Genomic DNA, 12,019 nt, shown 5'->3' with positions numbered 1-12,019 from the left:
TCGTAGTGTTTGTTTTCTATGAAAGATATGAGGCTAGCTCCACACAGCATTCGGCTTGATGTCACTTTTAATTACGTCCGACGGATTTGGGGGAAGCACAAGATAAAATTCGTCGGAATGTTCTTCAACTGTTTTAACCTGGATGTGATCCGGAATTATAACCCCAAGCGCCTCCTGGATTGCCGCCTTCGGATCGGCTAGCAGTTTTGCTTTGAAACTAGGATCTTGCCAAGCTTTCTGAATAATCTGTGTTTGAAGGAGAGCTCCTGATGTTGTCATAAAGATCACCCTTTCTCAGAAAAAATGGTTATAAATACTTACATATTATAACATTGGTCACTGTTTTAATCTAGGAATTCGCCATTTTTTTCGACAGCCAATACTCTAAACCGCCATTTTCCAACAATTTCCTATCCTTCACGATTTGCTCAGCAGCTTGGCGAATATTAAGTACCAGGAATTCATGGAAATCATATAGATGTGGGGCATAACAACGAACATTACTTAAGGATTGGTGGTGAGCCTCTGCTTGCTGTGCATACTCTAGTAAGATGTCTTGCGTGTAAATCGCTTGTCTAATCTCGTCCGGCGCAGGTCGGCGCTGCTCCGTCAATTGCTGTTTCGTTTCAATCAGCCCAACGAGACAGTTATAGCTCCCTTCCGTTAAATCCTTCTCCCAGTCCATCCAATCATCCAGCATTTGCAGTGTAATAAGGACGGTGTCCACGCTATCCTCCAAGGTGGGAATATTCTCCTCCTGATTAGAGAGCAAGCAAACGGCGGCAACTGTCAGTTTGACGGGCGCTGCTTTGTGTGCGATTCTGATGGGATTCTCCAGGAAGAAGTTGCTGCTGTTCTCGTGGGTGACGGCATCGGCCCATTCAGCGATGTATTTCCGGAAGTAGGACCAAAATGGTGAGCCAGTGGGGAAGTATTCTCGGTAGATGCTCATGAACTCGAAGTGAATCATATCGGCTAAGGGGAGCTGATGCTTAAATCTTGCTTCAGGATTGTCCATCAAGTCGTCGAGCAAGTGATAATACATCATCCCGAAAATATTTGCTATCGCGATTTGGCGGCAATCCGTGATCTGTACTGCGGATTTCTCCTGCAGCCAGTACGGCAGAAGGTAGCAAATATAATTTTTCGAGCGATTCTCCTTCAATACATGAAACTTGTCGAGGAAGTCACGAGCAGGTTGGCAAAAAGAGGGGGGGAGGTCAGACAACAACTTGTCCGCTGCAGCGAACGCTTGCTGCAAATCTTCTTCATAACTTGAAAGCCAGCGCAAAATAAACACCTCTCATCATAATGGAAGCCCGGTATACCAATAACATAATCCGTTTGGCAAAGAAGACGAGAGTAATCCGGTTACTAATATTATAGCGTATATGAAAAGTTCTAAAAATACAAATCTGTGACTTTTGATCTAAATGAAGGTTGAGCTTGTCTGGCCATTTAAAAATACCGCCAAAAGCTTTTCTTGGCGGCATTTTCAGGAGAAGCAGATTTATGCATTCGGCAAATTTAAGGCGTTGTCGGCATTCTGTATATCCATCTGAATTTGCTGGTCTGGGTCGTAAGCATTATAATAGCCGTTATCCTTCATATAATTGAAGATTTGTTCGTGAAGGTTGACAGCTTTACTCAGTTGATCACACAATACGTTTCTAACCTCCGGAGTAGCTGCTTCGGAGAGTGCGGCTGCATAGTTCTTGATTCCGCTTTTGGCGGCGATTAACAAATCGGCGGCAACTACCTGGTCGGTCATTGCGTTCATTCCGGTCGTGTTCTTCATTGTGGTATTCATTTGCGGCCTCCTGTTATACGAGTAGGTTTCTTAGTTGTTGAATATCCTCAGTTCCGCTGCGCACGTCATTTTCCAAAATTGTTCTAAGGTTTGGATCATCCTGTACAACGGGGATTTATGCTTACTTAAACGCAACGACACGGATCCGTTTGTAGTCTGCGAACCAAACGTTGTCCTGATACAGCTTGGCTCTGGCAGCATTACAGATTTGCTGAAATGCTCTAGCTCTATTCGTATCCGAAAGGTCTTGAAAGAATTCATCCGCGCCTAGACCACTTAGCCAATGAAATAAACCATTCTCCCCGTCTTCAAGTGGGGTAGGCCTGTCAAAATGTACAGCATAGGTTACGCGAAAGCCCTGTGCCTCCAGCAATGAGCTATACTCGCCAATACTAGGGAAAAACCACGGGTTGCGCTGTTCCCCATCGATGCCGTAATGTTCAGATAGTACTTTGCAGGTGCTCTGTATAATGGTATCTACGTTGCCCCGGCCGCCGAATTCGGCAACAAACCGTCCTCCCGGCCGAAGAGCTCTCCACACGCAAGCGGCGACAGCCTCGGCATCCTTGATCCAGTGCAGGGCCGCGTTGGAGAAGACGGCATCCATGCTTTGATCCAGGGAGAAATCCGCCGCATTGCCGACGATAAAATCAAGGCTAGGATATTTCCGTCTGCCCTGCTCGATCATGGCAGGGGAGTAGTCCATCCCGAGCACCCTGGCCCCGCTGTTCTGAATTTCAAAGCTTAAGTCGCCGGTTCCGCAGCCCAGATCAAGAATCATCTCTCCCGGCTGCGGTTGAAGCAGACGAAGTACATCTTTCCCGTAATCGGATACGAATCCAAGCTTCTGATCATACAGTTCCGGCTTCCAGTCATGAATCGATCCCATCATGTCATCCTCCTAATTAGGCCTGATTGTTATTTTTTGCTATTCCCATCATGGCACAATCGACCTAATTAGTTAAATATATAATTCCAATCTGCGTGATAGATATCACCTATGAGAAGGGGGTTCCTTTAGAACATTTGGCGAAAACCGATAAAGATCAACAGCAAGCCGGAAACTACCGTTGCCCGATGGCCCAATTTCTCGGCTGCGAACTTCTCCCCGAATCCGGCGCAAAGGGCCAACAGTATAAAGCTGAATAAGCCTACAGACAGAGAGGTGTACCATACATTTAATTGAGTAATGCCTGCATTGAAGCCACCAGCTAAAGCGTTCATCGCCAGGGCGATTCCAAGAATGATTGATTCGGGTATGCTAAGCGACTTGGAACTGTCGATATCGGCTTCCTCCGGACTTTGGAGCAGCCGTGTTAAAGAATTTGCCGAGGGTTCTTTGGGGGCAGGCTTCTTCTCCAAGTAGGGCTGGATGAGCACCCATATGCCGACACCGATAATGACGATCGTGCCGATCAACTGGCCGATCCAAGGGGGCATCCAGGTGGATATCAAATTTCCAAATAAGCCGGAAACGAGGGTAGCCAAAAAGGAAATGAAGGCAATGGTTAAATTGGAATACCAGGGAATATGGATTTTTCGAACACCGTAAGCAATTCCGACCCCAGCGTTGTCTAAATTGGACGCCACACCGATCGCGATGATCGCTAACAGACTGTAGGAACTCAACGAGGTTCACTCCTTTGCATCGCTTTGCTCACAGCATATGCCCAGGACTGCATTTTGGTTTCTCCCATAATAATTTGCTGAAAGTGAAGAGAAAAACTCCCTTTCTACCGTATAAAGTAGTATAATTTACAATAAGATATATCTGAGGAGTGATAAATGTGCTTGAAAACTTGTTGCGGCCAACGCATCTGCTGTTGCTGGTCATTGCCGCGCTCCTGTTGTTCGGTCCCAGCAAACTGCCGGAACTTGGACGCAGTTTTGGCACGATGTTAAGGGAATTCAAGAAAGGCGCCCGCGGAGATTTCAAAGAAGAGGAAGACAAGCCGCAGGAAGTCAAGTCCATCGAAGAAACAAGCAAGTCCTAATGATAGAAAATGGGGGCGCCGAAGGGTGCCTTTTTTTGTTGCATGAATAATCATTGCAGCTAATAAAGCGGCCCTCTAAAAAGAGGGCCGCTTATAAAGAATATAGTTAATACGCCTTGATTAAATTGTATGTCGTAGTCCCGGCAAAGGTAGAGGAGCTTTGGATCATCCAGCCGGAAGGCAAGTTGTAGATCGAGGTTACCTGTTCCGTGCTTCCAGTAGGCAGGCCATTTAAATTAACTAGATTGTATGTCGTTGTTCCCGCAAACGTGGAGGAGCTCTTGATCATCCATCCAGCAGGCATGTTATAGGTAGAAGTAACCTGCTGCGTTGCGCGTGCAGGGCCGTTGTTGAGGTTGACAATGACGTAGGTGGTTGTCCCGGCAAAGGTAGAGGAGCTTCTGATCATCCAACCGTAAGGCATATTATAAGTAGATGTGACCGTTTGTGTTGCTCCATAAGGCGCTCCGTTTAAATCAACAAGAACATAAGTTGTCGTTCCCGCAAATGTAGAGGAACTTTTAATCATCCAGCCGACAGGCATGTTATAGGTGGAAGTGACTGTGATTGTGTTCCCGTAGGCTGCGTGAGCCAAGCTGTACGAATTGGCAAAAATCAGAAGGAAAACGAGTAGAACGGCACATTGCTTCAGTTTTTTCATACAAAACCTCCTAAAAAATTTAATATATTACTAGATTTATTATATAATGGAAATTACATCCTTAACAATAGCTTGTTTAAAATTAATACGAAAAAAAGCAGAATGAGATTTCTACGGTTAGGGTTTGGTTTAAGATAGGCAAGTTACAAGTTACTGAGGGGGCTTGATTAGTATCATAGATTAAATGAAGACATAGGAGGCATTGGAGGCGATTGTAGAGGAGGACAGGCCGCATTGGATAAAGGCGGTAAACAATGCGGCCTCCAACAAGATTGGCGAACAGGGGGCATGGCTCGAAGAAGGAGAAAATACGGACGGCAACAGTTTTGATGGCGCAATTGATACACCCATCTATCCTTCAGCAACCTCCGGTTTCTTCCAGAACAGCGCAATTACCGTACCGATCAACAGGACGATGGCCGCGAAATAGTAGGGATAGTTCAGATTAATATCGAACAGCGCACCACCCACAATCGGGCCAAAAATATTGCCGATGCTAGTAAATGTCGAGTTCATGCCGCCCACAAAGCCTTGCTCGTTCCCGGCAATCTTTGATAAATACGACGTGATGGCCGGACGCATCAAATCGAAGCCGGTAAAGAGGACGAAGGTGGTCAGCAGTATGATGAAATATGTGCTTACATATGTCATCAGGAGTACAAGAACCGTGGAAATCCCCAGGCAATAACGGATGACATTGATTTCGCCTAAACGCTTGATGAGGTGGTCAAACAGCAGGATCTGGGCAATCGCGCCGACCAGTGCCCCGCCGGTAATGACGATAGCAATATCCTTCGGCGTGAAGCCGAACTTATGGTCAACGAACAGGCTGAAGAGCGACTCAAACGCAGCCAGGCCGAACGACGACACGAAGATCAATATGAATGCAATGGAATACATCGGAAGGAAGACGCGGCGCAGACCAGTCGTTTGCCCTGGTTTTGTGGAATCCTCAACTGCACGTTCAGGCTCTTTCAGCAGAACCAGGGACAGAATCGCAGCGAGCCCACCCAGCAGCCCGGCAGTATAGAAAGGAAGGCGCGTGCCGATTTCCGCGAGAAATCCGCCAAATCCGGGGCCGATGATAAAGCCTGTGCTGATGGCAGCAGACATATAGCCAAGCGCCTTGGGCCGGGTTTCGCTTGTTGTAATATCCGCGATAAAAGCCGTTACCGCTGGCATAATGAACGCTGCGCTGATTCCGCCAAGCATGCGGGACACGAACAATACTTCAACCGTTTTTCCGAGTCCGAACAGAAACTCTGAGAAGCCGAAAATGAACAGGCCAAGCACAATCATGACCTTGCGTCCGTACTTGTCCACCCAGCGTCCGGCAAACGGCGAACTGATCAGCTGTGTAATGGCAAAGACCGATACCATATAACCTACGACTTTCCCGCTAATATTCAGCTCATTCATAATGGTAGGCAGCACCGGAATAACGAGCCCGATCCCGAGGAAGGCGATAAATAAATTCGTTAGCAGGATGGCCAAGGTGATTTTTGGATTTTTCATAAACAAGACTCCTCTAAATCCATACTGTAAGAACAGTAGATGATGGATAACTCTATAATGTAAGGTTGATCCGCAGAGTTATTATTATACAGTAATAATAACTCTGTTGCAGTATAGGATGTATTTGCTGGTCACGTACTGATTATGGCGCGAGGCCAGTAGAATATGAGAGATGTCCCGTGCAATAACTGGATTTGTTGCAGTTAAAAGTTGTTCTTACCTTCAGAATGTATATTTAACTGGATTTTGTGTAATTAAATGAGTCGGAAAGCCCAAGTTGGTAGGAAAACGAAGCGTTAGACACACTAAATACAGCTATTTCGTCTAATCGTGGAAAAAGTAAAAAATAGAATCAAGAAATCCACCTAAATCGAGCGTGGGTCTGGGTCTGCTGAAGAAGTACGCGAATTGGGCGAATTGGGCGAATTAGGTAGCGGAGGCAAAGGCCTGAAGAAGTTTCTGGGCTGGGGGAAAATGATGGCCCAAACATCGCATCGCAATATGTTAAGGAGTTCACGGATGAGGCGGATGGTATGCGTAGTGCAAGATGCAGCCCCCCAGAAGGACACTTTGTACAAAGTTCCATCTTGGGGGTTACTTGTCGTTTTTTAATGTAGAGAAATTAAACAAGGATTTAAAAGAGCGGCAGGTTCAAACGGATCGCCTTGTATCCGAAGGGTTCTACAGCCACTTGGCCTGGCGGAAACTCGTCTCCGGTTAAGGCATCCGTACCCTGGCAAGGCAGGGTGACGCTTCCGCCGCGGCCATCCATATTGACGATGAACCATACTGTTTGGCCACTAGCTCCACATCTTGGCGCGACAAGCGTCCCAGGGGTCACGTCGCTCCTGACGGTGACCCCTGCTTCATCCGCATAATGCCGGATAAGCTGGCGAAGCATGGCGTCTCCCTCCTCGCCGCTTGGCATCGAGCCCAGCATGACGATCTTCCCCAGTCCATGACGGTGCTCGGTCACGAACGCCAGACCGGGCGTCAGTCCTTCGCTGATCTCGCCCACCACGGACGCGCCGCTTTCCAGCGGCTGGAATACCGCGCTCCAAAGCGAAAGCGGAGCCGATACGCCGAAAGCGCGTCCGATTGATCCCGTACCGTCCATAGGGTACATATAGACCGTCTTCACGCCCGCTAATTTCTCCAACTCGCCCAACCCTGCATCCGTCGGAATCGTATGCTCCTCCGTGATGATTCTAAGCAGGGGCTGCACAAGCTAAAGCTGAATCATACCGATCCCTTTGCTCCCCTTCTGCTGGATCGCGACGGGGTTCCAGCCCCTGATCGTTTAAATGAATGCGGTGAATATACCGCATGGTACCCGCAGGACGAGTGGACGCCTGTGGAGCTTTTTCAGCAGACAATGCCCCCTCGGCTGCAGAGGTGCCGGCGATAGATCGGTTGTTTGGTCAAGGGCAGGAAGCGACTTATTGGCGGGTGGATCGGCCGGAATGCTGGGTGAGGCCTTATCTGGAAACTCCCCTATATGGCAGATGGAATTATCCACTGGGCGTAACGCTTTATGGACTGCTGAGAACGGGAGTGGCCTTGTCAGCACCGCACTATACGGAATATGCCACCGGGCATATCGAGCAATGCAGCAAGTGGCATGATTATGCCGAGTGGGATCGCAAACAATACGGGGCGCCGGGATTGAACCATCAGCTGAGCTTGATCGACTCTCTGGACGATTGCGGTTCCTTTGGCGCGGCGATGCTGACGGCAAAAAAGCTGCGTCCCATATTGGGAGTGGAGCACGCGGCCGCCCATATCGCCCATTACATCACGAACGTACAGGATTGTTTGCCGGATGGGGCGTTCTACCGGACTCGCGGTACCGTTGATTTCATGAAGGGTACGATGTGGTGTGATGATTTATATATGAGCACCCCATTTCTGTCCAAATATGATGAGCTTACAGGAGACGAGCGTCATTTGGACGATGCGGCTTCCCAGTTTTTGCGGTATAAAGAGCGCTTATTCATTCCTGAGCTAGGAATCATGCATCATGTGTTTGATCATAAATTCGGCAAACCAAACGGTGTTCCCTGGGGGCGGGGGAACGGCTGGGTCATCTTCTCGCTGACCGAGCTGCTGATGATCATGCCGCCAGAGCATAAGCTGCGGCCAGAGCTGCTGGAATTTTACCGCGAGCTTAGCGAGGGCTACCGCAAGCTGCAAAGCGCAAACGGGATGTGGCATCAGGTGCTGACAGACGGCGAGTCATATGCCGAGGCTTCCTGTACGGCGATGTTCATCTACGCTTTTGCTCGTAGGGTTCGGCATGGCTGGCTGGAAGAGCCGGACTTATATTTGGGAGGCGGCCGTAAGAGGCTGGGAGGGACTAACCGAGACATGCATTGATAAGCACGGCAACGTATACGGCGTATGCCGCGGATCAGGGTATTCGTTTAATAAGCTGTATTATAAGGAAGAGCTCGACTGGCAGCTGAATGATACGCATGGGATCGGCATTGTGCTGCTGGCGGGCATAGAAATTGTACAATTGGAGTCCGAGCTTGTTGAATAATGATAATTGCTTGCAAATATGGTACCATATTTAATGGCTGTTTATTACGCATGCTCAAGCCTTTAGGTGTGGAGGGATCATTATGCAAGACGAATATACGCGCAAGCTGGAGGACCAGAAAGGCCTGTTCAAGCAGCTTGGCATCAAGCTGGACGCCCTGACGATCCATGAGAAAGATTTTGACGTGAAGATGCGCGGGTATGAGAAAGAGGAAGTAGACCGTTTCCTGGATGATATTATCGTTGACTATGAAAGATTTTACGATATCATCACGGATTTGTTGGATAAATATAAGGAGCTCCAGCGCCGCCAGGCTTATCTTGAAGAAGAGAAGAAGGCGTTGTCGGTCCGCAAGGTGAATACCGATTCCGGCAGCGTGATTGAGCGCCAGCTCGTAGAGGACGGCATCCGGCAAATGGAGCGCAGCCTGGAGCAATTCAAACTGCATATTCGCAAGGAATTTGATGTATAAGAGGGACTGGTGCTCGGAGCGCCGGTTCTTTTTTTGTATAAAAAAAGCCCACTTTGCGCAACATTTCACTAAAGAGTCGTTCCATTCACAGGATGTTCATGCATTCTTCATTGCACAAAATGGGGGGACGTGGTATTATATATTTAAGATTTAGATCTAGTCTAAATTTAAAATAGTTTAAAAATGAAATTCTTAGGGCTAGGCTGACGAGAACCGATCCTATTTTGATGATTGAATGGAGGAATTACTAATGTCAAACCAAGTACTGACTGAAACTAACCAAACCCTGCATCAACAATTGAACCTGCAAATCGCTAACTGGACGGTGTTGTATACAAAGCTGCATCATTTCCACTGGTACGTGAAAGGTCCTCAATTTTTTACGCTGCATGAGAAGTTCGAGGAGCTGTACAATGAAGCGGCTGGCTACGTCGATGAAATTGCTGAGCGGCTGTTGGCGATTGGCGGCGAACCGATTAGTACGCTAAAGGATGCTTTGGCGCACACGACGATTTCCGAAGCGGCAGGCAGGCAGTCCGCAGAAGAGATGGTTGCGGCTGTGGTCGCTGATTTCGAATCGATTAGCCAAGAGTTGAAGAGTGGAATGGAAGCCGCAGAGCAGGCTGAAGATGAAGCGACCGGGGATCTGCTGCTTGGCATGCTGTCGGCTTTAGACAAGCATATATGGATGCTGAACGCATATTTAGGTAAGTAAGTTCATAGGCACGCAGATGGAACCTGTTCGATTAGGATCATATCCTAATCGAACAGGTTTCTTCGGGTGCTCTGTAAAGGGGGAATATACCGTGCTCAAAATCAAAAGAATTTATGAGAATCCCGCTTTCGAGGATGGCAAGCGCATACTAGTGGACAGAATATGGCCTCGCGGCATCAGCGAAGCCGAAGCTCAGCTCGACTTATGGATGAAGGAGGTTGCCCCGAGTACCGGGCTGCGGAAATGGTTTGCCCACAAGCCTGAACGGTATGCCGAATTTTCCAAGCGTTATGAGCAGGAGCTGGCTGCGCAGGAAGTTAAAGTGTATGTCGAGCAATTGCGTTCCTGGATGGAGAGCGAAACGGTCACTTTACTGTACGCAGCTAAGGATCAGAAGCATAACCATGCACTTGTGCTGCAGGGCGTGCTGGAACGTAAATGATGTGCCGCGATCACACAGCTCCTGGCTATCTTTAGTAGGCTTTTGCAGGCTATTGTGCGGCCAAATGCCGCATGTCCCGAAGCTGGACATTCGAGCTGTAAGTTGCCGATTTGCTTCTTAATTTGAAGGCGGGATAGTTCTCTTCTGCATCAAGCCACAGTGTATCCTCATAGAAAATTTGATGCTGTTGATCGACGACAAAGGACAAGCCTCCGGCATCGATCGGAAGGTCAAATTGACCTTTCTCGTTTTGGATTAGCAGTGTATTTATTCCGTCACAGCCGCAGCCTTCCGTGTCATAATACAGCTTGATCACACCGGGCTCTTCCCCTAATTTCTCCTGAAGTCTGCGTTCCGCCAACGGCGATAATTCCAATTTTATCATTGTTGCTGCTCCTTTTTTTATATAAGATGAACTTTAAAAAGGGATATAAGCAAGGGAGGGAAAATGATCCGAAGAAGCCAAAAGCCGTCTGAAAGAAAGCTGCTTCGAAAGCGACAAGCTTGCGGCGTCTTTGTGATCAGATTTCTACCCTTTATGAATCTATACCATCCAAGAAATCTGGGAACAACAGCGATCGTAGGAACATTTTACGTACTTGCCTACATCCCTTTTTATAGTTTAACTATATCATCCACTCCCTTGTCCCTTGTTTTGATTATAGATATTATTTTTTATTCCATCAAATCCCCACTTTTTACAATGTTAAATTATAATAGTAAGCAGATTGGATTTATTGCCTATGGGGCGAATTTTTGGAATGGATGGTGATTGTAATGGACGTATTGTCAGCAATTGAGAAACGGAGAGAGATTACGGCGTATAAGGAAATTCCGATTTCCGAGGAGGATTTGAGCAAGCTCAAGACGGCCTTGTATCAATCTCCTACCGGAAACAATTTGCCCTCAAGGGAATTTATTCTGATTACGAATAAATCGCTGCTGGCGCAATTGAGCAAGACAACGCCTTATATGCGGTGGCTGGAGCAGGCTGCTGCTGGAGTAGCTATTATCGGCCGCGAGGAAGTGAGCAAGTATTGGCTGCAGGACGCCTCCATCGCGGGAGGGTACTTGTGGCTGGCCGCGACATCGCTTGGACTTGGGGCAGCCTGGGGAGCGGTCTATCATGCAGAGGATCAGCAAGAATCTGCCCAGCGGGAAAGCTATGTGCGAAACTTGCTCGGTATCCCGGAGAAGTATCGTGTAGTAGCCATCCTGGGATTAGGTTATCCGGCCAGCGATCCGCCGCCGAAAGAAATGTACGCTAAGGATGCGGTGTTCCATTCGAATGGCTTCAATGTACGGTAATCGTAGGCACACATAGGGGCACATAGGAGCACATAGGAGCGCATAGGTGTACATGGAGCAAATGGAGCACATAGGAGCACATAGGAGCACATAGGAGCGCATAGGAGCGCATAGGAGCGCATAGGAGCGCATAGGAGCGCATAGGAGCGCATAGGAGCGCATAGGAGCGCATAGGAGCACATAGTGCAGTTAGAATAAAAAGTGGACATCTCTTAATGCAAAAATAGATAATGAGTCTAATAAGATGAAGAGGTGTCGAAATGAGTGAGACGAGACAACGGTATAACGAAACATTTAAACGTGAAGCCGTAAAGTATGTGCAAGAACAAACCAAGTCACTCGAGGAGATCGCAAACGAGTTAAACATTAATCCCGGTACATTACGAAACTGGGTCGGAAAGTATCGAGAATTTGAAAATGAACCCGTTAACCAAGGCGAAACTCTTCGCCAGCAATCTCAAATGATCGATGAACAACAACGGGAAATCGAAGATCTTAAGGAAGAGATCGCAATCCTAAAAAAGGCCATGCACATCTTCAGCAAAGAAAGGAACTAAGGT

17 protein-coding genes are annotated in these 12,019 nt (G+C 47.8%); 8 read left to right on the top strand and 9 right to left on the bottom strand.

Annotated features, from left to right (window positions below; translation table 11 throughout):
* Nucleotides 1-33: 33 nt before the first annotated feature.
* From QNH46_RS19315 to ytaF, 5 genes are all read right to left on the bottom strand, one after another.
* A complete protein-coding gene (locus QNH46_RS19315; RefSeq protein ID WP_283925659.1) occupies nt 34-279 on the bottom strand; it encodes an NHLP leader peptide family RiPP precursor in 246 nt (81 codons plus the stop codon).
* A 70-nt stretch (nt 280-349) separates the two neighbouring features.
* Nucleotides 350-1,300, bottom strand: a complete 951-nt coding sequence (locus QNH46_RS19310) for a hypothetical protein (RefSeq protein ID WP_283925658.1) — start codon at nt 1,298-1,300, stop codon at nt 350-352.
* Nucleotides 1,301-1,510: 210 nt separating this feature from the next.
* Entirely contained in the window at nt 1,511-1,810 is a 300-nt protein-coding gene (locus tag QNH46_RS19305) for a spore coat protein (protein ID WP_283925657.1), read from the bottom strand.
* A 121-nt stretch (nt 1,811-1,931) separates the two neighbouring features.
* Nucleotides 1,932-2,699: a class I SAM-dependent methyltransferase gene (locus QNH46_RS19300; RefSeq protein WP_283925656.1), complete on the bottom strand. Its 768-nt coding sequence runs from the start codon at nt 2,697-2,699 to the stop codon at nt 1,932-1,934.
* A 128-nt stretch (nt 2,700-2,827) separates the two neighbouring features.
* Nucleotides 2,828-3,439, bottom strand: a complete 612-nt coding sequence (gene ytaF, locus QNH46_RS19295) for a sporulation membrane protein YtaF (RefSeq protein ID WP_283925655.1) — start codon at nt 3,437-3,439, stop codon at nt 2,828-2,830.
* A 158-nt stretch (nt 3,440-3,597) separates the two neighbouring features.
* On the opposite strand from ytaF, the gene tatA reads away from it, so the two are divergent.
* A complete protein-coding gene (tatA, locus tag QNH46_RS19290) occupies nt 3,598-3,804 on the top strand; it encodes a twin-arginine translocase TatA/TatE family subunit (RefSeq protein ID WP_213593387.1) in 207 nt (68 codons plus the stop codon).
* A 106-nt stretch (nt 3,805-3,910) separates the two neighbouring features.
* Here the strand turns inward: tatA and QNH46_RS19285 are convergent, their stop codons facing one another.
* From QNH46_RS19285 to QNH46_RS19275, 3 genes are all read right to left on the bottom strand, one after another.
* On the bottom strand, nt 3,911-4,465 hold the full coding sequence (locus QNH46_RS19285) for a hypothetical protein (RefSeq protein ID WP_283925654.1): 555 nt from the start codon (nt 4,463-4,465) through the stop codon (nt 3,911-3,913).
* Nucleotides 4,466-4,816: 351 nt separating this feature from the next.
* Nucleotides 4,817-5,980, bottom strand: a complete 1,164-nt coding sequence (norA, locus tag QNH46_RS19280) for a multidrug efflux MFS transporter NorA (protein ID WP_283925653.1) — start codon at nt 5,978-5,980, stop codon at nt 4,817-4,819.
* A 634-nt stretch (nt 5,981-6,614) separates the two neighbouring features.
* A complete protein-coding gene (locus tag QNH46_RS19275; RefSeq protein ID WP_283925652.1) occupies nt 6,615-7,205 on the bottom strand; it encodes a beta-galactosidase trimerization domain-containing protein in 591 nt (196 codons plus the stop codon).
* A gap of 101 nt (nt 7,206-7,306) precedes the next feature.
* Between QNH46_RS19275 and QNH46_RS19270 the strand changes: the two genes are divergently transcribed.
* From QNH46_RS19270 to QNH46_RS19250, 5 genes are all read left to right on the top strand, one after another.
* A complete protein-coding gene (locus QNH46_RS19270; RefSeq protein WP_283925651.1) occupies nt 7,307-8,356 on the top strand; it encodes a glycoside hydrolase family 88 protein in 1,050 nt (349 codons plus the stop codon).
* Nucleotides 8,277-8,522 (top strand): glycoside hydrolase family 88 protein, encoded by a 246-nt coding sequence (locus QNH46_RS19265; RefSeq protein ID WP_283925650.1) that lies wholly within the window; start codon nt 8,277-8,279, stop codon nt 8,520-8,522. The genes QNH46_RS19270 and QNH46_RS19265 overlap by 80 nt, the downstream gene beginning before the upstream one ends.
* An 82-nt stretch (nt 8,523-8,604) precedes the next feature.
* Nucleotides 8,605-8,994: a DivIVA domain-containing protein gene (locus QNH46_RS19260; RefSeq protein WP_213593407.1), complete on the top strand. Its 390-nt coding sequence runs from the start codon at nt 8,605-8,607 to the stop codon at nt 8,992-8,994.
* A 250-nt stretch (nt 8,995-9,244) separates the two neighbouring features.
* A complete protein-coding gene (locus QNH46_RS19255; protein ID WP_283925649.1) occupies nt 9,245-9,709 on the top strand; it encodes a Dps family protein in 465 nt (154 codons plus the stop codon).
* A 91-nt stretch (nt 9,710-9,800) separates the two neighbouring features.
* Nucleotides 9,801-10,151 (top strand): DUF488 domain-containing protein, encoded by a 351-nt coding sequence (locus tag QNH46_RS19250; protein ID WP_283925648.1) that lies wholly within the window; start codon nt 9,801-9,803, stop codon nt 10,149-10,151.
* A gap of 49 nt (nt 10,152-10,200) precedes the next feature.
* Here the strand turns inward: QNH46_RS19250 and QNH46_RS19245 are convergent, their stop codons facing one another.
* On the bottom strand, nt 10,201-10,536 hold the full coding sequence (locus QNH46_RS19245) for an iron-sulfur cluster biosynthesis family protein (RefSeq protein ID WP_283925647.1): 336 nt from the start codon (nt 10,534-10,536) through the stop codon (nt 10,201-10,203).
* Nucleotides 10,537-10,916: 380 nt separating this feature from the next.
* On the opposite strand from QNH46_RS19245, the gene QNH46_RS19240 reads away from it, so the two are divergent.
* Both QNH46_RS19240 and QNH46_RS19235 read left to right on the top strand, forming a co-directional pair.
* Nucleotides 10,917-11,459 (top strand): nitroreductase family protein, encoded by a 543-nt coding sequence (locus QNH46_RS19240; protein ID WP_347342927.1) that lies wholly within the window; start codon nt 10,917-10,919, stop codon nt 11,457-11,459.
* A 260-nt stretch (nt 11,460-11,719) separates the two neighbouring features.
* Nucleotides 11,720-12,016, top strand: a complete 297-nt coding sequence (locus QNH46_RS19235) for a transposase (RefSeq protein WP_283925646.1) — start codon at nt 11,720-11,722, stop codon at nt 12,014-12,016.
* Nucleotides 12,017-12,019: the final 3 nt, after the last annotated feature.

This window comes from Paenibacillus woosongensis (genome assembly GCF_030122845.1).
Taxonomy (GTDB): Bacteria; Bacillota; Bacilli; order Paenibacillales; family Paenibacillaceae; genus Fontibacillus; species Fontibacillus woosongensis_A.
The sequence above is the reverse complement of the archived record's forward strand: the minus strand, read 5'-3'. Positions and strand labels throughout refer to the sequence as shown.

What these genes read in the sequence shown, in the direction of transcription:
- QNH46_RS19315 (WP_283925659.1), bottom strand. Translation starts at nt 279, where the DNA reads ATGACAACATCAGGAGCTCTCCTTCAAACACAGATTATTCAGAAAGCT.
- QNH46_RS19305 (WP_283925657.1), bottom strand. Translation starts at nt 1,810, where the DNA reads ATGAATACCACAATGAAGAACACGACCGGAATGAACGCAATGACCGAC.
- QNH46_RS19300 (WP_283925656.1), bottom strand. Translation starts at nt 2,699, where the DNA reads ATGGGATCGATTCATGACTGGAAGCCGGAACTGTATGATCAGAAGCTT.
- QNH46_RS19285 (WP_283925654.1), bottom strand. Translation starts at nt 4,465, where the DNA reads ATGAAAAAACTGAAGCAATGTGCCGTTCTACTCGTTTTCCTTCTGATT.
- norA (WP_283925653.1), bottom strand. Translation starts at nt 5,980, where the DNA reads ATGAAAAATCCAAAAATCACCTTGGCCATCCTGCTAACGAATTTATTT.
- QNH46_RS19270 (WP_283925651.1), top strand. Translation starts at nt 7,307, where the DNA reads ATGGTACCCGCAGGACGAGTGGACGCCTGTGGAGCTTTTTCAGCAGAC.
- QNH46_RS19265 (WP_283925650.1), top strand. Translation starts at nt 8,277, where the DNA reads ATGGCTGGCTGGAAGAGCCGGACTTATATTTGGGAGGCGGCCGTAAGA.
- QNH46_RS19260 (WP_213593407.1), top strand. Translation starts at nt 8,605, where the DNA reads ATGCAAGACGAATATACGCGCAAGCTGGAGGACCAGAAAGGCCTGTTC.
- QNH46_RS19255 (WP_283925649.1), top strand. Translation starts at nt 9,245, where the DNA reads ATGTCAAACCAAGTACTGACTGAAACTAACCAAACCCTGCATCAACAA.
- QNH46_RS19245 (WP_283925647.1), bottom strand. Translation starts at nt 10,536, where the DNA reads ATGATAAAATTGGAATTATCGCCGTTGGCGGAACGCAGACTTCAGGAG.
- QNH46_RS19240 (WP_347342927.1), top strand. Translation starts at nt 10,917, where the DNA reads ATGGTGATTGTAATGGACGTATTGTCAGCAATTGAGAAACGGAGAGAG.
- QNH46_RS19235 (WP_283925646.1), top strand. Translation starts at nt 11,720, where the DNA reads ATGAGTGAGACGAGACAACGGTATAACGAAACATTTAAACGTGAAGCC.